Source organism: Flavobacterium sp. 103 (assembly GCF_003096795.1).
GTDB lineage: Bacteria > Bacteroidota > Bacteroidia > Flavobacteriales > Flavobacteriaceae > Flavobacterium.
Map to the genome: position 1 here is coordinate 1,340,082 of NZ_QENX01000001.1, position 24,196 is coordinate 1,364,277.

13 protein-coding genes are annotated in these 24,196 nt (G+C 33.9%); all 13 read right to left on the reverse strand.

The features are described from left to right. Nucleotides 1-16: 16 nt before the first annotated feature. A complete protein-coding gene (locus tag C8C85_RS05575) occupies nt 17-2,302 on the reverse strand; it encodes an NADP-dependent malic enzyme (RefSeq protein ID WP_116796190.1) in 2,286 nt (761 codons plus the stop codon). Between the two features lie 151 nt (nt 2,303-2,453). Further along, complete coding sequence (locus tag C8C85_RS05580; protein WP_116796191.1) at nt 2,454-2,879, reverse strand: CBS domain-containing protein; 426 nt, start codon at nt 2,877-2,879, stop codon at nt 2,454-2,456. A 76-nt stretch (nt 2,880-2,955) separates the two neighbouring features. Further along, nucleotides 2,956-4,821, reverse strand: coding sequence for a trehalase family glycosidase (locus C8C85_RS05585; RefSeq protein ID WP_116796192.1), 1,866 nt, complete (start codon nt 4,819-4,821; stop codon nt 2,956-2,958). After that, the gene (locus C8C85_RS05590) at nt 4,805-6,031 is read right to left on the reverse strand and encodes an MFS transporter (RefSeq protein WP_116796193.1); all 1,227 of its coding nucleotides are present in this window, start codon (nt 6,029-6,031) and stop codon (nt 4,805-4,807) included. The genes C8C85_RS05585 and C8C85_RS05590 overlap by 17 nt, the downstream gene beginning before the upstream one ends. 108 nt (nt 6,032-6,139) lie before the next feature. After that, nucleotides 6,140-7,876, reverse strand: coding sequence for a glycosidase (locus C8C85_RS05595; RefSeq protein WP_116796194.1), 1,737 nt, complete (start codon nt 7,874-7,876; stop codon nt 6,140-6,142). 6 nt (nt 7,877-7,882) lie between these two features. Continuing rightward, entirely contained in the window at nt 7,883-8,809 is a 927-nt protein-coding gene (locus C8C85_RS05600) for a carbohydrate kinase family protein (protein ID WP_116798387.1), read from the reverse strand. Nucleotides 8,810-8,825: 16 nt separating this feature from the next. Then, nucleotides 8,826-10,130 carry an MFS transporter gene (locus C8C85_RS05605; RefSeq protein ID WP_116796195.1) on the reverse strand — a complete coding sequence of 435 codons (1,305 nt, stop codon included), beginning with the start codon at nt 10,128-10,130 and terminating at the stop codon, nt 8,826-8,828. A gap of 123 nt (nt 10,131-10,253) precedes the next feature. After that, nucleotides 10,254-11,165, reverse strand: a complete 912-nt coding sequence (locus tag C8C85_RS05610) for a GyrI-like domain-containing protein (RefSeq protein ID WP_116796196.1) — start codon at nt 11,163-11,165, stop codon at nt 10,254-10,256. 2 nt (nt 11,166-11,167) lie between these two features. Continuing rightward, nucleotides 11,168-12,520, reverse strand: a complete 1,353-nt coding sequence (locus C8C85_RS05615; RefSeq protein ID WP_116796197.1) for a vanadium-dependent haloperoxidase — start codon at nt 12,518-12,520, stop codon at nt 11,168-11,170. Nucleotides 12,521-12,560: 40 nt separating this feature from the next. Continuing rightward, entirely contained in the window at nt 12,561-15,821 is a 3,261-nt protein-coding gene (locus C8C85_RS05620; protein WP_116798388.1) for a VCBS repeat-containing protein, read from the reverse strand. Next, nucleotides 15,814-19,131: a VCBS repeat-containing protein gene (locus C8C85_RS05625; protein WP_116796198.1), complete on the reverse strand. Its 3,318-nt coding sequence runs from the start codon at nt 19,129-19,131 to the stop codon at nt 15,814-15,816. Before C8C85_RS05625 ends, C8C85_RS05620 begins: the two co-directional genes overlap by 8 nt. A 164-nt stretch (nt 19,132-19,295) precedes the next feature. Further along, nucleotides 19,296-20,825 carry a RagB/SusD family nutrient uptake outer membrane protein gene (locus tag C8C85_RS05630; RefSeq protein ID WP_116796199.1) on the reverse strand — a complete coding sequence of 510 codons (1,530 nt, stop codon included), beginning with the start codon at nt 20,823-20,825 and terminating at the stop codon, nt 19,296-19,298. A gap of 11 nt (nt 20,826-20,836) precedes the next feature. Next, nucleotides 20,837-23,824: a SusC/RagA family TonB-linked outer membrane protein gene (locus C8C85_RS05635; RefSeq protein WP_243412064.1), complete on the reverse strand. Its 2,988-nt coding sequence runs from the start codon at nt 23,822-23,824 to the stop codon at nt 20,837-20,839. Between the last annotated feature and the right edge of the window lie 372 nt (nt 23,825-24,196).

The window sequence follows — 24,196 nt, forward strand, 5'->3', positions numbered from 1 at the left end:
CTACGGGTATTTAAATTTATTTCCCTTTTAATCTCATACTTTTTTCTTGTGCATCAATTACTGCAATTGCAGCCATATTTACCATTTCTTCAACACTGGCACCCAATTGGAAAACGTGGACAGGGTTTTTCATTCCCATCATAATTGGTCCAATTGAACCAACTTTGTTCAACTCTTTCAAGAGTTTGTAAGTAATATTAGCCGATTCCAAGTTTGGAAAAACTAAGGTATTTACCTTTTTGCCTGCTAGTTTTGAAAAAGGGAATTTGGCAGATAACATCTCTGGATTCAATGCAAAATCAGCTTGAAGTTCTCCATCAACAATAATATCTGGATGATTTTCATGCAAATAAGCTACCGCTTCTTTCACTTTTGAAGCGCTTTTATTTACAGAAGACCCAAAATTTGAATACGACACCATCGCAATCACGGGTTCAACTCCAAACATTTTTGCCGTATTGGCTGTCATTACAGCAATTTTAGCCAATTCCTCGGCAGTTGGATCTATATTTATCGCCGTATCCGATAAAAACATCGGACCGCGATTAGTCATCATAATATTTGTAGTTGCTACCAAAGAAACATTCGGGGCTTTACCAATTATTTGCAACATCGGTTTCACAACCGAAGGATAACTTCTAGAATGCCCAGAGACTAAAGCATCGGCTTCACCAGTATTCACCATCATTGCAGCGAAATAATTTCTCTCTCTCATGAACTTTTCAGCATCAAAAAGTGAAATTCCATTTCTTTTTCTGGATTCCCATAATTCAACAGCATATCTTGTTCTTCTATCTTGTTCTTCGTCAAGTTTTGGATCTATAATTTGAACATCAGCATCAAAACCAAGTTCTTCCTTTAATTCCAATATGATTTCTTTATTCCCTAATAAAATTGGGAACCCGATACCTTCTTCATAAACAATTTGAGCCGCTTTTAAAACGTCTAGTTGTTCTGCTTCCGCAAAAACAACTCTCTTAGGGTCAGTTTTGGCTCTGTTAGTAATCATTCGAATCATTTTATTGTCGTTACCCAAACGATTCAAAAGTTCTTCCTCATACTTTTCCCAATCCGTTATCGGATTCAATGCCACACCAGATTCCATTGCAGCTTTAGCTACAGCTGGTGCAACAACAGCAATTAATCTAGGGTCAAAAGGTTTAGGAATGATATATTCCCTACCAAAAACCAATTTAGTGGCTCCGTAAGCAATATTTACCTGTTCTGGAACATTTTCTTTGGCAAGTGCTGCAAGTGCTTTTACTGCGGCCATTTTCATAGCCTCATTGATCTTTGTGGCACGAACATCAAGTGCTCCTCTAAAAATATATGGAAATCCAAGTACATTATTTACTTGGTTAGGATGATCTGAACGTCCCGTTGCCATAATAACATCTTTGCGTGTTGAAATAGCGAGATTGTATGCAATTTCAGGATCTGGATTTGCCATGGCAAAAACAATAGGATTATCTGCCATTGCCAATAACATTTGGGGAGTCATCACATTTGCAGTTGATAATCCCAAGAAAATATCGGCCCCTGTCAGTGCTTCTTCAAGGGTAAGAGAAGCTCCTTCTACAGCATATTTCAATTGCAATTCAGACAAAGCAGGATTATCTTTCGTCAAAAGACCTTTACTGTTGAACATTAAAATATTCTCTCTTTTTACTCCCAATAAAACATACAAATCGGCACAAGCAATAGCTGCAGATCCTGCACCAGACACGACCATTTTTACATCTTCTGCTTTTTTATCGGCCAATTCCAATGCATTAATTAAAGCTGCTGAAGATATAATTGCTGTTCCATGCTGATCGTCGTGCATTACAGGAATATTCAGTTCTTCAACTAGTCTGCGCTCGATTTCAAAAGATTCCGGCGCTTTAATATCTTCAAGATTGATTCCCCCAAAAGTGGGTGCAATATTCTTTACTGTCTGGATAAATTCTTCAACATTTTCGGTTCCAATTTCGATATCAAACACATCAATATCAGAAAATATTTTAAACAACAGACCTTTTCCCTCCATTACTGGTTTTGAAGCTTCTGGTCCAATGTTACCAAGTCCCAAAACGGCGGTTCCATTTGTGATAACAGCCACTAAATTCCCTTTAGCGGTATATTTATAAACATTATTAATGTCTTTTGCGATTTCCAAACACGGTTCTGCAACACCTGGAGAATAGGCCAAAGACAAATCTCTTTGTGTTGCATATTTTTTGGTAGGGACTACTTGGATTTTACCTGGAGTAGGTTTGGCGTGGTACAATAACGCTTCTCTTCTTTTACTGTTCTTATCCATTTTTATTTTTTTTTTCTAATTCACAAAGGTAACGGACTTCCTTTAAAACCGAAGCCTATATCTCTCTCTTTTATTAAGATTTAAGATAATTTATAACCAAAAAAAATAGCTACACATGATGTAGCTACTTAAAAGTATTTTTAACTGACTGTTATTGTGAAATGTAGGAATCCAAATGTTTTATGGTTTCTTTTTGAATTTCTATTATTGATTTTACGACATCACCAATTGAAACAAGTCCAATTATCTCTCCATTTTCAATCACTGGTAAATGTCTGATTCTTCTTTTACTCATTAATTCCATACAATAATCTAAATTATCGGATGGTTTAACAGTCACCACATCATTCTCCATGATTTCGCTAACAGGTGTTTTCTTTGAAGACTTATCTTTTAAAACAATTTTTCTAGCATAATCTCTTTCTGATAGAATTCCTTTTAAAGCTCCATCTTCAATTACAAGAATAGCTCCTATGTTTTTCTCCCCCATTACTCTCAACGCCTCGAAAACGGTAATGGTCGAAACAATAGAATAAACCTCTCTTCCTTTTGTGCTTAGTATTTGATTTACAGTCATAATAGATAAATTTTAGAAAGCTAAATTTAGAAAAAAATCATATACAAAAAGTAAAAAAAGCAATAAATTTTATTTACTAAAACAATTCGTCTGGAGATGTCAATCGATTCAATTCGTCTATTAATTCACCATCCAAAATTTGCAAGCCATATTGATACGATGCATTTACCCAACCAAAACCTTCTTTTGCAATGTAATCAAACTCAGTTCCCACATTTCCATATTCGGCAAAAACTTTATGCGAACTGGTCTCTAAATCAAATTTTTCCGGAATAGTTCCGTTGTATTCTACGGCATTCTTTGTAATTAACCAAAGCCAACGATAAACCATTTCTTGCGCTTTCTCCTTGTAATTGTATTTCAGCAATCCTTCCCATAACAACATTTGGTGAGGAGCCCAACCGAAAGGGTAATCCCATTGTCGTTGTGGAGCATTTGGGTCCGATTCCAACCAACTGTTTTGGGTACTGCCTGTAATTCCACCCATTTTTATAAAAAGAGGCAAAGCGTTTTCTACTAACTTTTGAGCTTGATGTTCGTCACATAATCCCGCCCAAAGAGGAAAGAATGTCGTCGCTGCTTCAAATGGAAATTGTTTTTTGTTTACAAAATCGTAATCAAAATACATGCTTGCATTTTCATTCCAACACAATTCATTCATCTTCTCTTTTCTGAACTCGGCCTTCTTAGCCCATTCACTTGGAGTATATGTTACCTTTTCAACAGTAAATGAACCTTCAAAATAATCACTGATTAAACTTTCGATGTCTTTTTCATATTTGTATAAAAAACTATTGACATCAACTGAATTCAAATTGGCACAAGTATTAATTAATCGATTGGTTGTATCGTGACCGCTTTCACGCATACTTCGATCGTGCACAAAATACAAATCCAGTTCTGGATCGGTAATCGTTCTAGCCAAATATTGTTTTTCAAATTCTCTAATTGGCAAATTATACTTGATGGCATAAGGCTCCAAAACATCATCAAAATGACCTGGTTCCACCTCAAAAGGCATTCCTATACCATCCGCTTTATATCGACTCAAGCCTGTTGGTGTCAACCTATTTCCTTGTACCATCCAAACCGTATTGTACTCTAAAATCACGGTTTCCAGATGGCTTTGCAACCATTCTTGACTGACATTACCCTCTTTAACAATAGCGACCAGTAGTGAAGAATACAAAGGCGGCTGTGTTCTGGTGAGGTAATAACTGCGATTGGCATTTAAGATTTTTCCGTAATGCAGGATTTGATATTTAAAATTCTCGGCTATAGCAATTGCCTTATCTAACTTTCCGTCAATCAATAATCCAACTCCAATAAAATAACTATCCCAGCCGTACATTTCATTGAATCTTCCCCCTGGCACCACAAAAGGAACTCCCTGTAAACTGTAAACTTTTTTCTGTAAGGCTAAAGCTAAAATCCCTGGCTTATGATCTAATGTTGCTACATAATCTTCAGAAATAACTGAAGGCATAACGATCACTTCGAAGTTTTCCAACTCCTTTTCTAATTCTTTAAAATAAGCAACACCTTGAGAATCTTTTTCAGAAACATATAGAGTGGCTAATTCATTGGAAGTTTTTACATCTTCAATAATTAGCTTCAACCCTTTTTTATCAATAGTCCGAGTCAGTTCGTCCCAATAATCTTCTTTGATTTTTCTGGAAATTCTTTCCACAGGATTTTCTTGGATATAATCCAAATCTACTTCTCCTAACACTTCTCCATTTTCTTTTAGCAAAGCCAATTCTTGTAGTAAATTTGACAAATGATAAGTCCCTTCAATAATTTGCTTTTCTTTGGTATTTTCATCTACCAACACAAATATTTTTGGCCCTAAATCATCTTTGGTAATTTTTTTATCATAATCCGTATCTTCTTGAAGCAACAGCGCTTCAAACACTTGGTCGACTTTAAGTAAGAACTTCATTTTTTTTAGTTATTTTATTAATAAAAAAGAGAACAACGACTAGAACTGTCAGAGGAATTAGCGAAAAATAGAACGCTTTACTTCCTCCAATTTTTTGGAATAAATATCCAATAATTACCGATCCGCAAGTTCCTCCAATTGCGGAGAAAAAAGTAAGTAAACCAGCAACAGCTCCATGAAAATTTTTCTCAGTAGCACTTATAATTGTTGAATTTACTATTGGATAAATGGGGGCCAAAAACAAACCAATCAATGGAAACACAAATCCAATCAATGGAACTTCAGACAGCATATCAATCTGTGTAATCGCTATTCCCGAAGCCATTGGCAAAACAAAGACAACTAAGCTCGCTGCCGCAAATAAACAAACAGTCAAAAAAACATACCAATGTATTCTCTTGACAATTATCCCCGAAACAAAACGCCCAAAGGCAATAGAGAGCATTAAAATCACGGCCATCTGACCCGCTAATCTTTCGTTAAGATGCAATACTTTTTGATTAAAAGTAGGTAACCAAGACATTATTCCCTGTTCGGTCATCACATACATAAAAGCAAAAACAGCAAAAAGCAAAATCAAAGGTCTTTTCAACAAACCCAACATATCTTTAAAATCTTCTTGAAAAGATTTAGGGTTTTCTACTTTGGGCAAATTAAATTTTGAGGTTAAAATAAAAACAAAAACAAGGGCTATCAATCCCGCTAAAACCAAGTAAACATTGAGCCAAGCTTTCGGATCGGTTTCACTATAAAACATTGGAAAAATCAGATAGGCAAACACAATCCCTAACATAAAAACACTTTCGATATAACTCATAAAGGCCTTATGCTGTTTTTCAGTATCGGTAACTACACCTATTAAAGCCATAACAGACACTTTGATTATCGCAAACGAAAACCCTGTACAAGCAAATAGCACGATGACACTCCAAAACGAATCCCCAAAATACATCACAAAACACCCTGTAAAAACTACAGCCAAACTGATTAACATTCCTTTTTTATAACCTAACTTAGGAAGCAATGAACCTATCAAAAAAGCAACAAATGCAATGGTTAAATCTTTGGCAGGTTCCAAAACACTTGCTTGTACCTCAGAAACACCATACATATTTTGAGACTTTTGAATCAACAATCCCACACTATTCAAAAGGGCTGCAAAAACAAAATAATTGATAAATAATGCGAGCTTAATGGTGATGTTCTTCATATTTTATTTTTTAATCATTTAAACAATTAAGATTTTAAATCCTTTCACGCGTCACTATTTTTATTTTGATATTTTAACAGGCCTAATTCTTCCATTATAGTATGAAATTTAGAAACCCATAGTGCTTGTCATTCCATTTACCGTATGGTCAATTGTAAAACCATTGGTTTCAAGGTTTGCCTTTAGGTGCGCAACTGTGTTACCGTTCACCCATTTGATATCTATAATAGCATCTACAGCATCATTTATTTCAACCTGACCTGAAAACGCATTTGAAGTATTTCTTAAGTGCATAATTTCTAATTGTTTATTTACAACTTCCGTTTTAAGCCCTTGCGCAATATCCTTCATTGTCAACGAGGTACGATTAATTTCTTTATGTCCGGCACTACCACCATTATCTGCAGCTTCATAATTGTTTTTACCTGCAAAAATATCTAAATACCAAACCTGCGGTATTCCTGGCATAAACATTTGAATGACTCTTGCAAGGAGTAACTTTTGTTCGTCTTCACCTAGTGCACTAAAGAATGTAGCATTTATTTGATAATAAGAAATTTTATTCCCTGAAGGATCGTACAGATTCTTTACACGACCGCCACGTTCCATGATTTTATTCATGATACTTTCTATCTCGGCATCTTCTAACAATCCTTTATTATAAATACCATTTACCTCCTTACCTTTCAAATCTAGAACAGGTATTCCATCATGGCAACCAAGCATGTTTACTGTTTTATATCCTTTAGCAATAATTTCCTTAGCCCAACTTAATAAGGCTTTACTAGTTTTATTTTCGATAGTATGTATCGTTAAACCAGGTAAGAAAAAGTCATAGATATAATATCCTTCATTGGCTACCTCATCATGTAAATGCAAACCATATTCTGCGTGAATTTCTGGCAATAGCATCAAATTATTTTGTTGGGCTATTTTCTTAATACGCTCTAAATATTCCCAAGTTCCGGGTTTATTAAAAAAATTGGACTCCCCTACTTGTTTATGCAAATAGGCAAAAGCATCTAATCGAAGGATATTGCAACCATAACCATTTAATTTCTTTAGTGTCTCCTCATAAAAATCCCATACTAAAGATGATGCAGCATTGACATCCATTTGTCCCAAATAGGAACGTTTTTGTTCTACAATTTGTAAAAATTCTGATTTCAAAGGAGCACAATCTTCAAAATCAATGGTCGTAAAATCTTGATTCTCCTTAATTGCGGTATTAATTACAGCAACAACAAATAAACTTTGCTCGTCTGTTAATCCTTTTACATTTTGCAAATCTGCTACAGTAATCGGATTATAGGTTATTTGCTGATAAAAAGTATTCCAATAAGGCTGTTCTGTACCATCCGGAAAACGTACTTTCAATATAGGTAAACCCGACTTTCTCATGAATAATTTATTGAGAAACTCTGGTTTTGGAATTACGATTCCGTCTTCATTTTTCACTCCATTTCCCTCCCAGAACTCATTCCAATTGATAAAAAAATCTTTAAATTTAGATTCATTACCGTGTTGCAGCATGTCTTTAAACTGAGGAGAAGCCACAGAAAGATGATTTAACACAATATCAAATTTCAACTTTATCTGGAGCTCATCCAAGTCCTTTAAATCTTTTATATCTACTAAATCTTTATTTATATCATAATCAATAATAGAAAAACCTCTATCTAAATCACTATTAAAAAAAGTAGGCAACACGTATATTAAAGAAAATACATCTTTAAACTCTGCCATTTTTAGCATGGCTATGGTGTCATTAAATTTTTCTCCAATACTATCTGGATAAACATTGAGCATTACACCATTACTGATCTTTTTACTATTTTGTTGCATCGTATTTTATAAAAGTTTAGAAAGGATATTTATGTTATCCGGTAATCGACCTACATTTTGCAGTTTTAAAGCTGCTAATTTTAAAGCGATATCCAAACATTCATTAATTGATTTTTCCTTTATATAAGCAAATAAAAATCCGGACCAAAAAGCATCTCCTGCTCCAGTGGAGTCCATCACTTTGTCAATTTTTATCGCTGGCATTTGTATTACTTCTTTCCCTTTTTGTGATAATTTCACCCCTTTGCTACCTAGAGTTAAGCAAACAGTATCTACTCCTTGATGGTGAAAAAAATCAAATATTTCTTCATGAGGAAGTTCCTTCTCAAAAAGGCGGAGCATATCATCTTCACTAATTTTTATTAATGGATTAAACTGGCAATAGGTTTTGATTACTTTAAAAGCCTTCTCTTGACTTTTCCATAGCTTTCTTGCATAGTTAACATCGATACTAAGCCGACATCCTAAATCGTGTGCTTCTTGTGCTTTCTTTAAGATAGTTTTCTGAGCAGGATTTTTACTTAATGCGAAACAAGTAGTATGAAATATCTTGGTATTGGATAGTATTTCCTTGGAAATTTGTTCTTCATAAATACAACAATCTGCTGAACGATACGGTATGAAATCTGGTGTCCCCTCGGACCTCGAAACAAAAATAACACTAGTCGATTTATCATCTAGAACGTTAACGTGGTTTGTATTTATTCCAACACTCGCTAACCGTTCTGTAATATAGGAACCAAAACCATCGTTGCCTACTGTTGCAACCATGATAGTATTCAAACCTAATCTTGTTGAATTCATAGCAACGTTAGTAGGCGAACCTCCTAAATACCTATGATAATCCCTAGTTTCATTAATAAGCACTCCTTCTTGATGACCAATAAAATCTACAAGAACTTCACCAACACAAAGGATATCTATTTCGTTCATATTCTTATTTATTGTATTATTCACTTAATTTTGTCTTTTTTATTTTAATCAATAATGTACAAAGAGCAGCAGTAACTAACAATACTCCTGCAAAATTGATTGCTTGTCGAGGATCATTATTTAAAAAATGCTTTAAAATATAACCAAATGAAAGGTTTTGAATAATCATTGGAATCACAATCATCATATTAATAATTCCCATATAGACTCCATAACGCTCTTTTGGAACAACAGCAACGACCATCAAGTAAGGAATTCCCATCATACTTGCCCAAGCAATACCGTAGCCAATAACTACAGCAAAAAAAACATATTGGTTTTGAACTATTGGAAACCACAAAAAAGAAATAGCTCCTAATAAAAGACATACAAAATGAACTATTTTTGCACCATGTTTTTTGGCTAATACTGCCAAATAAAAGGCTACTGAAAATGTAACTATAAACCCAAAAGCACCGATCAATCCATTCCACTCCACTGCTTTTTCATATCCTACTGCATTCTTTGGCGTTACATTCCAAACGGACAAAGCAATACTTTTTGCATTATTTTGCCAATAGCACTGCAAAGCATACCACTGAAACAAATACACCAGAAACAGTTGCCACATTACTGTTGGCATCCCTAAAACCGCTTTGTAAATATCAATAAAAGGCGAAAAAACATTTAAAGGTTCTGCTTTTAAAATGGTTAATTCGTCTGCTGTTGGAGGGATTTCTTTTGTTTTGCTCATACTCCACCAAATGGAAGTTACAGAAAGTACTGCCCCTAGAAAAAAGGAGGCATAAATCCAAGTGGGCAAAGATCCAGTGTAACCGACAAAAAATATTGGAAATAGAAAAAGAGAAATATAAGCCAAAAACTGCCCGAAACCAGTAAAAAAACTTTGCGCTTGAAAACCCATCGGTTGCTGGTCTTCATTCAATGTATCCGCAATAAAGGCACGATAAGGCTCCATAGCAGTATTATTACCAACATCTAAAATCCAAAGCAAACCTGCAGCCATCCATAATGAACTACTAAATGGGAATAAAAATAAAGCAATACTACAAACTATTGCACCAATAAAAAAGTAAGGCTTACGTCTTCCCCATCTTGGATGCCAAGTTTTATCACTCATTGCCCCGATAATGGGTTGAATCAATAAACCCGTCAATGGCCCGGCAAGATTTAATATAGGAATTTGATCTGGACTTGCATGTAAAAAATCATAAATCGGATTTACAGCACTTTGTTGCAATCCGAAACTATACTGAATGCCAAAAAAACCAACATTCATATTGATAATTTGCCAAAAACTCATTTTTGCTTTAAAATTCATACCGTGGTTTAGTTAATATTTAATTAAAAGTAATTCTATACAAGCAATTAAAACATAATATAAAATCGAAATCGATTTCGAAAACACCAAAAACGTTTTCGTAAAGCAAAAAGAATTGAGCTATTATTTTTTTTCGAAAGGAATAATAACTTCAGTCTTCCAAGTAATTTCATCCCCCCCATCAAAAGGATTTGCAAAAAAATGTTCCAACGGCTTATTATTTAGCTCATAACCATTCTTTTTTGCATAATCTAACAACGCAAACCAAGAACGATCTGACGTTCTCATGTTACCATAATAAGTCGCTTTCAAACCTTTCACTGGTGGAATAGTTTTAAACTTTACATACTTATCGGCAATAATTTTCGTGTTTTTATCAATTGGAAAACAATAATTAAAATCTAGCGTTTCTTTATCCAAATCCCATTTTGTGACCTCAACATAAGGTCTTCCCTGAATTTTAATATTATGAATTTGCAGAAAACCAGTAATTAACCCATCATTCCCAATCATGGTTTGTGCTTTGGTTTGCAAAACACTTTTTAATGATAGGTATGCCACAAACTCTTCTTTTGACGAACCTTCTCCATCAATTTTGTATTTAAACTTTGAAATATGGTCATTCAAACCCTCTTTAAAAGACTTTATCTTTTTTATTTGACCTACTTTAAATGATGTATTCCAAAATGGAGCGGTAATTTTATTGTACAATCCATGTCCCAACTCTTTTATGCCCACATTTACCCTCGTCATTGAATCATTTATAGAGACCATTTCCCAAGTATATTCCATTTGAGAATTACCTTTAGTCATTTTTTGCTGGATAAAATCAAAATTATTCTTAGCAATGATTTTATAACTTTCTTTTTCTTTTTCTAATTGAACTGCACTCCATTCTTTAATTCCTTGAAAAACAGTTCCAGTTGCAGCTTTTACAGTAAACGAAATCGTATAATCATTTTCTTTTATAAACAAATACCAAATCAAAAAAAACGATAGCAATAAGCTAAAACCAATTATAATTTTATTTTTCATAATTACTTAACCATCTTCAATTTTGAAATAATAAAATCCCCTATATTTTGACCTTGAACAACTCCATTTTCAACCGCCGCCCTGTAATGTATTCCTCCATACATTCTACTATTTGCCGCTTCTTTTGCCGCTGCTTTAAAAGATGAAAATTTTCTTGTTGGTAATCCAAAAGGAATTTCTGAATCATCAACAAAAGCAAAATTATCTCCAAAAATGGTGGTTAAAAGTGCTGCCGAACAAGTTGAAACTACAGAATGTCCACTTGTATATTCAGGAAATGGAGGTGTTTGTAACAAGGGTTTCCAATTCTCATCAATATTCTGATTGATTACCGTTTCAGGACGCACCATATTACTTTTGTATTTCTCGTCCCAACAACTGATAAACGACTCGAAAATCCCTATTGATGTCTTGGTATAAGCATAAACTGTTTTTTCAAAATCGGCATTGGTTTTTACACATGCAATTTTGGTTATACCAATCCAGTGTGCATCTGGAGTATTCTTCTTTTTGGCAAACATCATGTGACCTTGACTTACGGTTACATAAGGATTGCAATCCCAAAAAACGGCAACTTTTGATTCCTCTGGAACTGGATTGCTTTTAGATTCTTCTGATTTTTTTAATCCTTCAGAAATTTTTAGACTTATGTTGTAAATCTCCATTACTTCCTTGAAATAAGCTGACTTTTTATCTAATGAAAAAGGTATTGCTGGAGTCGGTTTAAACTGTGAAGCCGAATCTAAAACCATCGTTCTTATCTCTCCCCAATGCGGCTCAACTCCATCCATATAAGCCGGTGGAGTGGGTTGCCATCTTCCAGGTTGACTCGCAAATACTGAAAATTTAGGCAAGGTTCTAGTTTGTTTGTAATTATCTTTTCCCATCCATTTTTTAATACGCTCGGCAACTTTCAATCCATACTCTTTGGAAACTTCAAATTCTTTTGAATTCTCGCCTTCCCATTTTTTATACAAACTGTCTCTAAATTTCTCCAATGCATCTTCAGAGAAAATCAATTGCTTGCTTACTTCCATGTGTGCAATTATCGCAGCCAACTTTTGGTTGACACCTGCTTTAGAATCCAATATTGGGATAGAATCCAATCCATTCAGCTGACCTTGTAAACTTGCGTATGTTTTGCTGTTTTGGGCAATAACTTCATAAGCTGCAATATTTGGGTATGCATATATTCTACTTGCTACAGGAGGAGAAAAAATATCATGAATCATTATTTCTGAAACGGTATCAACCGCAGCACGAAAATCACTGGCTGACACGACTATTTTTTCATGTTTTCCACATGAAATAAAAAGCAAACAAACTGCTGCTATCGTATATAATTTATACTTCATATTATATATTATTAAATTTTGAGTAGGTTTTAGTTTTTTGTTAATTAGAACTCATTGGTAATTCATAAATCTCCGCTTTCTTATTATTTATGGTAACCAATAAGTATTTTTTACCGTTAAAATGAATAACATCCAAGTGTCGTACCGCTTTCTGGGTCAAGTCAATTCCTATCTGATTGCCTAAGAATATTGTTTTTTCATTTTTGATTAAAGCACCAGAGAATCCGTCAAATCTACTGTGATAAGGTGTAACTCCAAAATAATTTCCGGCAGCAAAAACTTCTTCTTTTGAATCGCTATCAAAATTGGATTTCACAAAACTTGTAATAGGAGACACTTGCATTTTATTGCCAAAAGAAACAAAAGTAAATTTCCCATTATCATTTCTCAGATAGCCCGATTTCAAGTTATGCACTTCATACAATTTTCCTTGTTCCAGCATTTTCATATCAAAAACTTCCTCAAGCGGTTTTCCTGCAAATGATTTGTAACTGTTGAATTTCTTTTTCAGCAAACCACTAAACTCTTCCACTAGTTCATCAAGTCCCAATATAGTATAATATTTTCCATCTTTTTCTTTGGCAACAATGGTTTCATAAGTTCCATTTTTATCAAAATCATCATAATACATTTTCATAGGAAATTCTTGTGATGCTTTAAACTTAGAATTCATTCCCCAGTTTCCTACCAAATAATCTTGATCCCCATCATTATCAATATCAAACGGGATAATAGACTGATACAATCCGTTGCTTTTTTCTGCAAAAACAGTTTCGGTTACATTAACAAATTTTCCATTTTTATTAGCAAAAAAGGTCGGTTTCATCCATTCACCAACGACGATTAAGTCGATTTTACCATCTTTGTTGAAATCACTAAAAACAGCATCGGTAACCATTCCAATACCTTCGAATGTTTTCGCTTCCGCTAATGCAAATACCCCTTTATTGTTTTTTAGTAAATAACAGTCAGGTGTACTTCCGAATCTATTATTCAATGAATTATTGCCTACAAACAAATCTAAGTCTCCATCCTTATCATAATCAAAAGCTTTGACCACTGATGCATTTTGAGAAAGGTCAGGCAAAACAGAATTTACCAATTGATTTCCTTTGGCAACATACAATCGATCTTGTAAATTTGAAGCATTTTCTCCACCTCCAGAAGCCACGAACAAATCATTTATTTTGTCGTTGTTAAAATCTCCAATTACTGCAGAAGCATCTTCAAAAACAGAATCTTTTTCAATTTCAGCATATCCTTTTTTAGAAAACCCATTCGCATTTTGAATATAAATTGCTGCTTTTTTACCTTTAGATCCGCCAAAAAAGATATCTTCTTTGCCATCGCCATTTAAATCACCAATCGCAGTAGCAGGACCTCTATCGGATCGTCCGTAAGGAATTAATTTTTGATACACAAAATCAATATAATCATTCTCTTGATGCGTGAAATCAACACCCAATCCCGTTTCAACTTTCTTGAAAACAGGAATAACGGCTGGATGCAATTTTTGATAATCAAATGCTTTTCTGTTGGCATTTGCCTTTATAGTCAAAGTTTGATTACACTTCACCTTTTTCAACGTCTGATACGTTTTGTCAGGCCAGATTACTACTAGAGAATCAATAGTTGCAATTTTTCCATATCCAAAATGAATCATCGGCTCTGATGACGATTGAAAACCTCTAGTCGTTTGCAACTCTTTGAATTGTTTTTTCCCTTTTGAATAAGAGATTACTTTAGCCCCAATTCCATAAGTGTTTTTACCCGTAAACTGAAGTTTTACTTTTAAATAATGAGCTTTGTTATTCGTTTGATTAATATAAACCGATGCAATATCGTTGATGTTATTCGTTACCAGATCTAAATCTCCGTCATTATCCAAATCGGCATAACCACTTCCATTCGAAATAATGGAATCATTTTCAATCCATTGATCCGACTTGTTTATAAATTGAAGATCCGATGCTCCTTCAAAAATATAATTAGTCACGTTACCTGCCGGCATTTTTTTCAATGCCTCTTTGTCTAATAATTTTGTCGAGCCGATTTTCCTTTTGACTTGCTCATTCGAAAAATATTTCACATAATCCAAATCATTTGGTCGTTTTGGAATTCCATTACATACAAATATATCCTGTTCTCCATCTTGATTATAATCAGCAAATAAGGCACTCCAACTCCAATCGGTTGCAGCCACGCCACTCAACAAGGCCGTTTCTGTAAAATGTTTCCCTCCTTGATTTATTTGCAACATATTTCGCGTATATTGATAATGATAGCCATACTTTTCGGTTCTCAATTTCAACATTTGAACGTTATCGTCTCCCAAAGATGATTTCAAAACTTTTTCGTCTTCCGGAAGCATATCCAATGACATTATATCTGGAAAACCATCATGATTTATATCGGCTACATCTACCCCCATCGAGAACCTACTCGTGTGTCCAAAATAACTTTTCAAACTTTCCGTAAAAGTTCCATCTCCATTATTGAGGTAATAATAATCGTCTTCGTGAAAATCATTTCCTATATAAATATCTGGATAACCATCTAAATTAAAATCAGAAACAGCGATACCCAATCCATATCCATTGGCTCCACCAAAAATTCCAGCTTGAGCACTTACATCAACAAATTTTCCATTGTCGTTTCTAAATAATTTATCACCGCATTCATAGTTTCTGTTATTTCTGATATTGGCGTTCCCAAAAGACAACTCCGAATGTACTGCATGATTTAACAAATACATATCCAAATCTCCGTCTAAATCATAATCAAAAAATGCTACCGATGTACTGTAATTATCGAGATCCAAACCGTACTCGGCTGAGCTTTCGGTAAACGTATTGTTTTTGTTGTTAATAAACAACTCATTATGTCCTTCAAAACCATTGATTCCAACAACAGCACATACATAAATATCGAGATAACCATCTCCATTTACATCGGCCATTACTGTTCCTGTGTTCCAATCACTTTCTCCTTCTACTCCTGCTTTTTTTGAAATATCCTCGTATTTATTATTGCCTTTGTTGAGATACAATTTATTTTTCCCTTGATTTGAAGTAAAATAAATATCTACCAAACCATCATTATTAATATCTCCCAAGGCAACACCTCCACCATTGTAATAATAGAGGTAATCTAATATGGAGATATTTTTTGATTCCAATAATTCATTTTTAAAAGTAATATTGCTAGAGGCAGAATCTAATTTCTCGAACAAACGATCTTGTTTTTCCGAGCAACTCAACATAAGCAATGCAACTAATCCTAAACTATAAAACTTATTCATTGCTCTTAAATATTTTTGGGGCATTATCATTTGTAACTGTAAGTATTGAAACTCCTTTGTTTTTATTCTTCAAAGTCTGAATGTGCTTGATTTCTCCTTTCAAAAAGAAGCCCGATTGGTTATAGGGCAACCAAGAATAAGAACCTGATTTACTTCCTAAAAGTACACTTCCACAATTGGCATCCATTCTTCCGAACTGAGGTTTGAATTCATATTGATTTCCTCCAAGAACTAGATCTGGAATTCCATCTTTGTTTACATCGGTTACACAAATAGTATTTACACATGAAAACTGAACTTCTTTTGGAAGTGCCTTAACCTGAAAATTGCCATTGCCTTTATTGATAGCAATTACACTCTGCTGAATTGTTGCAGTTTTCTGAATGGAATTATCAACAACATCTTGAGCAAATATTTCCTGAAATGATTTTTTTGAATAGTCAGCATAACTCAAATTTTTCTTTTTTATGGAAGGAATTTGGCCTGCTAATTCTTTTTTCAAATGCAAAGGCATATCTTTTCCATCGATAGAGCGCGTGGTAATTTGTTCAATGGTTCCGTTATTATCAAAATCATTGACAAACATTCTCATTGGATTTTTCTCGGAAGCTTTATATGAAGTATTGGTTCCTTTGTTTCCTAAAACTAGATCTTTCTTGCCGTCATTATTTAGATCAACGCAACTTACTGCGTTCCAAAAACCACTTAAATTGGCAAGATTAGATTTAAAATCAACCAAACGACGACCCGTATTTTTGAATATTCGAGGAGCCATCCAATCACCCACCACAATTAAATCTTTCTTTCCATCGTTGTCAATATCTTCCCAAACGGCATCGGTGATCATTCCCACTTCATTCAGTTTGAATGCTTTTTTATCTGTAGCGTTGGTAAAATTTCCTTTTCCATCATTTTCCAGAAATAATTGTTTTGGATCGATCCCATATACTCCAGGCACACTTCTACTTCCCACAAAAACATCCATATCACCATCATTGTCATAATCATAGGAAGCAATTACAGAAACGTTATTATTGGTGGTTGGAATATTGGTTTTGCTTTTAGTAAAAACACCTTTTCCATTATTCAAATACAAACGATTTTTATAATTTCCCTGATCTGCTTTTTCGTTCCCACCTGAACCTACCATTAAATCTTGATCTCCATCATTATCAGCATCAAAAAAACTAGCAGCAGTATCTTCATAATTGGCATCGGCAATCAAATCAGTTTGTTTAGTGATTGTAAAAGTATCGTTACCTTTACTTAAATAAATATTTCCAGACATTCCTTTGGCTCCGCCAATAAAAACATCATCATTCCCATCGCCATTAATATCAGCAACGGCAAGTGAAGGTCCTTCTTGAGAAAGCATTTTGGAAATCAATCCTTCGTAATCAAAATCAATATAATCATTCTCTTTATGTGCCAAAAACGAACTTGGTTTTTCAGAAAACAGAGATTTTACATTCGGTTTTTTGAAAGTATAATTTAAAGTTGCATCTGCTATATTCAAATTAACAGTTGAATTATTAGTCACCTTTTTAATGGTTTGGTATTTCCCATTTGGCCATATCACTTGAAGAGAATCTATTTTTTTGGTTCCAATTCCAAAAGTCATCACATAATCTATTGAAGATTGAAAACCTCTGGAAGGAATTAATTCTTGTCTCAGGATTTCTTTGCCAGAAAACAATTCGACTACACTACCAATGGCAAATTTATTCTGGTTTTCACCCTTCAGTTTTACTTTTACAAAATGATTGTCTTTCTTTTTCTCCGAATTATTTTGAAAAACAAAAGCCTCTTGATTAACATTATTTACGATTAAATCAAGATCACCATCATTGTCCAAATCACCATAAGCTGCTCCATTTGAAAAACTAGGAGTGTCTAATCCCCAGTTCGTAATTTCATTGGTAAAGGTTAAATCTTTATTATTTTTAAAAGCGTAGTTTGGTATTGGAGTACTTGGCATTTTACCAATAATGTTTTCCATTTGTTCTTTCTTGCCCGTAACCGCCATTCTTTGAATTATTCCGTTGGCAAAAAAGTCCATAAAATCCTGATTGGTCAAATCATTATTAATTCCATTACACACATAAATATCTTTATACCCATCATTATCCATATCAAATATTAAAGCTCCCCAACTCCAATCGGTCTTAGCAACTCCTGCATAATTTGCGATTTCAAGAAATTGATTATTCCCATTATTTAATTGCAAAGTATTTTGCATAAATTGATAGAAAAAATCCATATTTAATTTTCTTCTAAACAAATCATAGTTATCAAAACTCGTTGTGGTTTTCAAACGCTCATCACCTTCAGGCAACATATCGGTAACAAAAATATCTGGCTTTCCATCATTATTTATATCTGCCATATCAGCCCCCATGGAAGACTGACTTGTATGTGATGCCCAACCTTGAATTTGTTCACTAAAAGTTCCGTTTTTATTATTGATATACAAATAATCGCGTTCGTAAAAGTCATTTGAAATGTAAATATCCGGATACAAATCTCCATTAACATCGCCAACAGTTACACCAAGTCCAAAACCAATAAGGCTTCCATAAATACCCGCAGCTTCACTTACATCTACAAATTTTCCATTATCATTACGCATCAATTTATCGCCTCCTCCTTTTAGAATGTCACTAACCGCCCAATCTTTGTCTCTCAATTCTCTTTTGTTAGAATAATTAAGACTGCTTACAGGAATAAAACTATTATTTAAAATATAAACATCTAAGTCACCATCCTTATCATAATCAAAAAAAGCGGCATGAGTCGTAATACCAGTATCGGCAAGATTGTACTCAGCTGCTTTTTCAGTAAAAGTCAGGTTTCCGTTATTGATAAATAATTCGCTCTTTCTTTTGGCATCAATGCCATTTCCAGCATTACAGACAAAAATATCCAATAATCCATCTCCATTGATATCGATCATTTCTACACCAGTAGACCATGATTTAGAAATCACAATTCCAGAAGATTTAGAAATATCTTCAAACTTGAAATTGCCTTTATTGAGGTACAATTTATTCTCTCCAAGATTCGAAGTAAAAAAAACATCCGATAAGCCATCGTTATTGATATCTCCAATAGCAACACCACCACCATTGTAAAAATTTCGGTATTTGAAAATATTCATATTTTTTCCGTTCTTAACTTCATTAATAAAATTAATTCCGGTTTTGGAAGATTCTAGTTTCGTAAATAAACTGTTTTCATTAGTGCTATTTTCTTTGGAACAATTAGAAAAAAAAACAATAAAAAGAGAAAATAGGACAACTCGATTGCACATAATAAAGGTAGAATTTGGTTAGGGAATTGGCTCTGTTATTACGGTGTAAAATATAAAATAATTAGTAATAAAAAAGCAAAAAATATAAAAAATTAAATAAATAAAGAGGGTAATAAATTACCCTCTTTATAACTAACTCAAAACAAAATGAAGTAAACAATTTCTTAGTATCCAGGATTTTGCGTAACATTAGGATTAAATAATGCATCTGCTGGTATAGGATATAAAGCATACTTAGGATCAGAAGTTGTTGGTTTTAATTCTCTAGGAGCTAAAAACTTTCCGAAACGAATCATATCATTTCTTCTCCATCCTTCATACCATAATTCTTTTCCTCTTTCTAGATAAATACCGTCCAAAGTTGCTGGAGTAGAACCCGCAGGTAATTTAGCTCTTACATCAATTTGATCAAGAATTGTTTTTGCTACGGCTGCTCCTCCTGTACCACCTCTTAAGGCAGCTTCAGCTTTCATTAACAAAGCATCAGAATAACGCATCAATACATAATCATTTTCTGGATTTCCTAAATTGGCAGCATCTGGTTCGTATTTTTGAGTACGAATCCCTGCTGTTTCAAGTGTAGGTCCACTAGTAATCATAGTTAATTCTTTAGTGTAAAATAATGGATTTCCATTTCTGTCTTTCAAAGCGATAACTCCTCCGGGCTTATACATTTGTCCATATTGGAACCCAATTGGATTACCAAAATTAGCTATGATTGAAGGCGAAGTATGTTGTCTACGATCATCTGCAGCATCAAATCTATTATAATATTCGGCTACGGTTGCAAAACCATTCCATCCATCAGGAGTTTGATTGTAGTGCATTCCCATTCTCCATCTTGATTGTATTCCTCCACCAGACCCTAGCACATTTTTAGAAGAAAAAATAATCTCATTTGAAGTGTTATTTGTTGGTGCAAAATTGCTCCAATACTCAGGAGCCAATGAACTTGAAATAGCATCTACATTTGAAATCACTTTATTCATATCAGCGGCATCGAAAGTATAAGGACCAGCTGCATTATCAGCATTAAATACTCCTTTATTCAAATACAATTTAGCTAATAACAAGTGTGCTGCATCTGCATTTGCAATACTAGCATCATTAGCAACACGAGCAGGTAATTTACCAACTATTGCCTCCAATTCACTTATTACAAAAGCTGTAGCTTCTTTTCTAGTCCAAAATTTAGGATTATCTGTAATATCAGAGCCTTCTTCTCTGTAAGGTGCTTGTCCAAACAAATCAATTACATTATAGTAATAAAACGCTCTTAAAAAACGAGCTTGTGTTTTTTGAGAATCTGTAGCTGTATTGTAAATAACCAAGTTACAGTTGTAAACGTTAGTCAGCAGGGCATTCCAAGCGTTTCTAATCTCTACGTTATCAGATCCCCAAGTATGCACGTGGAATTGTCTCCATTTTGCATTGTCATCCCAGTCACCACCTCTAGTAGGACCAACTAATCCATCACCGGACATCTCATCCAAAGTAAACATTTTGTCTTGGTCTTGAAAACCTCTTAAACCTTCATAAGCAGATTGCAAGAAAGAAGCAGTATTTACAGTTCCAGAACCACTGTTATTTACTACAAAGCCGTCTAAAACTTCTTCATCTAAATTTGTACAACTAACGCCTAAAGCTACAGTACTTACAAAAAAGATGCTTTTAATTATATTTATTCTTTTCATTTTTTTCTAAATTAAAATGTTACATTAAGTCCTACAGAAAAACTCTTGTCTTTTGGATATGACAAATAATCCATACCTGCAGAAGGAACTCCGTTAAGGGCTTTATTAGTATCCACCTCTGGGTCAAATCCAGAATAACTTGTGATTACAAACAAGTTTTCACCACTTACAAACAAACGAGCTGAACTTAATTTTATTTTATCCATAAACGCTCCTTTGAAAGTATAACCAACAGTTAAATTTCCTAATCTCAAGAAATCTCCACTTTCTAAGTATTTAGTTGAAGGTGAGTTTGGATCACTTCCATTTTGTGGAGAACTACCAACTTCTGGAGTAACGTTTCTACCCCCGTACAATGCACTTTTGAAAAAGTAAGCATTGGCAGTATTATTATACAAATAATGACCAAAAGCACCATAGAAAGAAACTCCAGCATCTAAATTTTTGTATTTAAAACTAGTATTAAATCCAAGATTAATTTTTGGCAAAGGTTGTTTGTCCAATAATTTTTTATCCGCATTACCTAAACCAGTATCTGATCCATCAGCTGCTGCGTAAATTGAATTACCAGTAGCATCGTACCCTTTAAAATCATACAAAAAGTAAGTATATAAAGGATATCCGTCTTTTATAATCTCAGCATTAGCACCTGACAAACCTTGTCCATTGATACCACCTGCCAGTAAAGAAACTGAACCAAAATTAGTCATTTTATTTTTCAAGAAAGCAGCGTTTATTCCAAAATCCCAAGACATATCATCTTTGTCAATAATTTTGTAGTTCAAAGCAACTTCAATACCATCATTGATTAAATTTCCAGGTAAATTAACACTTCTATTAGATCCTGGCCCCGGTTGCGCAGTAGCTTGTGGTACTGGCGCAATCAAATCTTGAGTATCTCTTTTGTAATAATCCAATGATCCTGACAAACGATTATTTAAAAATGCAAAATCAAGACCTACCCCATATGAAGTGGTAGTTTCCCAACGTAATTCGCTATTTGCACCCGAAACTGTTTGTGGAGAACCACCATTTCCATAATTGGCTTTATTAAGAGCTGAATTCACAGGAAACTCTTGATTTCCAGTTATACCCCAGTTACCTCTTACTTTGATATCATTCAAAGCCCCATCATTACTATTGATGATTTTATAAGCCGCTCCAACTGCTGGGAAATAACCCCATTTGTTATCAGCTCCTAATTTTGTAGATCCATCAGCACGTATTGAACCATTAATAATTAAATTTTTATACAATGTAACTTCTGCCTTAGCAAAATAAGACTGTAATTCAATTCTATTTTTGAATGAAGTAGTTCTAAATTCTTGAGCAATACCTCCTTGAATATTATCAACAAGTAATGTTTGTTCTGGCACATAACCAACTCCTCTTGCATTAGAACCTTCTGTATCATAAGAGTAGTAAGAAAAACCAGCTAATGCATTAAGAGATACATTATCACTGAAATTATTATCATAAGTCAATGTGTGCTCTATTGTTTTATTAAATTTACTTATTCCTGATATTTCTGCAAAACCTCTTTTTGCAATACCTCCGTTAGCAGGATCATTTTTAATTAAATCCTGGCTGTTTATTTTCATTGTTGGTAATAACTGTCTTTTTCTAACTGAATTAGATGATTCAACACCAAATAAAAATTTATATTTAAAATGAGAACCTAATTTCAAAGTTGCTGCAACACTTCCAAGTACTTTGTTTGTTTGCGTATGGTCATCATACGCATTTAACAATTGAACCGGATTCAAATAATCTTCCGCAACAAATGTATAACTACCATCTGGTTGGTATATCGGTAAAGTAGGATTCCAATACAAAGCAGTTCCAATTAAGTTTCCAATATATCCAGCATCATTACTTATCAAAGTCGTTTGATCTTTAAGTCCTGCATATAAAATATTCGTATCTATTTTAAGTACTCCACCAAAAAAGTCATTTGTATTGTTAAATGAAGCAGTATATTTATCGATCCCCGTATTTTTTACGATTCCATCTGTAGAACTTGCACCCAATGAAAGTCTTGTATTAGAGCTATCTGACCCACTGCTTATGGATACATCATTATTAGAAGTAAATCCACTTCTTAAAATAGCATCTTCCCAGTTGTAAGATCTAGATCCTTTGTCTGGCCCTCCAGCGGCTACAAACTCGTCTCCGTTTAACAATCTAAAATCTCCTGACATTGTACTAAATCTCATAGAAGAATTAAATGTTAATGTAGGAACTTTTGTTTTTCCTTTTTTGGTTGTAATCACAATAACTCCATTTGCTCCACGAGACCCGTAAATTGCAGTTGAAGAAGCATCTTTCAAAACAGAAATACTTTCGATATCATTTTGATTGATAAAGTTTAAAGGGTTTCTTGCAGAAGAAGATCCCAATCCTGCCACATCAGAACCTCCTGACGAAACATCTCCACCGTCTAATGGAACACCATCTACAACATATAATGGATTATTTCCAGAACGAATAGATGAGTTTCCTCTAATTCTTACCGAAACACCAGCTCCTGGTTCACCACTAGTTTGTGTCACCTGTACCCCTGACACTTTTCCTCTCAATAATTCTGATGGAGAAGTTGCTGAAATATTGTCAAATTGTTTTGAACTTAACATGTCTACAGCACCAGTTGCATCTTTCTTTTTTACAGAGCCATAACCTACAACAATAACTTCATTCAATTGGCTCTGATCTTGTGCCATTTTTACATTTATAGTGCTTTTACCCCCAACACTTACTTCCTGAGTTTTAAGTCCAATGTAAGTAAAAACTAAGACTGCGTCTGAACCCACATTCTTAATTGTAAATCTTCCATCAAAATCAGTTTGTGTCTCCGTTTTTGTTCCTTTCACTAATATCGAAACCCCAGGGAGTGGGCCACTCGCATCAGTCACCAATCCTGATATATCTTGCGAATATATCAAGCTAGTACATAGCATGGTTATGAAAACCATTAAGCCTTTTTGTAGACTATTTTTCATACGTAATAAATAAGTTAGTTAATAATTTGGTTATTTGTTTAAAATATAAAGTCAAACATAGTTATTTTATTAAGAAAATTTTAAGAAAACCAAAACTATAACGTTGTAGTAAGACCGAAAACGTTTTCGATTTCGAAAATTGAGTGTTAAAATTTTAAGAAATAAAAATATATAATGGAATAAAAAAGTGTAAAAAAAACACATTTAATTATTTTTAAGCATTTTAATTGAAAAATTCAAAATAAAAAGAAAAATTAAATAATTTTAATCCTATTTTACTTATAATAAAGATAAGCCCTCAAATTGATTTGCTAGCAAAAATCACAAACAACTAACCTACAGCTAATTAATAAAATAATTCCAATTTTTGAG

Bases quoted from the DNA above. Each gene is read 5' to 3' on its own strand.
- C8C85_RS05575 (WP_116796190.1), bottom strand. From the start codon at position 2,302: ATGGATAAGAACAGTAAAAGAAGAGAAGCGTTATTGTACCACGCCAAA.
- C8C85_RS05580 (WP_116796191.1), bottom strand. From the start codon at position 2,879: ATGACTGTAAATCAAATACTAAGCACAAAAGGAAGAGAGGTTTATTCT.
- C8C85_RS05585 (WP_116796192.1), bottom strand. From the start codon at position 4,821: ATGAAGTTCTTACTTAAAGTCGACCAAGTGTTTGAAGCGCTGTTGCTT.
- C8C85_RS05590 (WP_116796193.1), bottom strand. From the start codon at position 6,031: ATGAAGAACATCACCATTAAGCTCGCATTATTTATCAATTATTTTGTT.
- C8C85_RS05595 (WP_116796194.1), bottom strand. From the start codon at position 7,876: ATGCAACAAAATAGTAAAAAGATCAGTAATGGTGTAATGCTCAATGTT.
- C8C85_RS05600 (WP_116798387.1), bottom strand. From the start codon at position 8,809: ATGAACGAAATAGATATCCTTTGTGTTGGTGAAGTTCTTGTAGATTTT.
- C8C85_RS05605 (WP_116796195.1), bottom strand. From the start codon at position 10,130: ATGAATTTTAAAGCAAAAATGAGTTTTTGGCAAATTATCAATATGAAT.
- C8C85_RS05610 (WP_116796196.1), bottom strand. From the start codon at position 11,165: ATGAAAAATAAAATTATAATTGGTTTTAGCTTATTGCTATCGTTTTTT.
- C8C85_RS05615 (WP_116796197.1), bottom strand. From the start codon at position 12,520: ATGAAGTATAAATTATATACGATAGCAGCAGTTTGTTTGCTTTTTATT.
- C8C85_RS05620 (WP_116798388.1), bottom strand. From the start codon at position 15,821: ATGAATAAGTTTTATAGTTTAGGATTAGTTGCATTGCTTATGTTGAGT.
- C8C85_RS05625 (WP_116796198.1), bottom strand. From the start codon at position 19,131: ATGTGCAATCGAGTTGTCCTATTTTCTCTTTTTATTGTTTTTTTTTCT.
- C8C85_RS05630 (WP_116796199.1), bottom strand. From the start codon at position 20,825: ATGAAAAGAATAAATATAATTAAAAGCATCTTTTTTGTAAGTACTGTA.
- C8C85_RS05635 (WP_243412064.1), bottom strand. From the start codon at position 23,824: ATGAAAAATAGTCTACAAAAAGGCTTAATGGTTTTCATAACCATGCTA.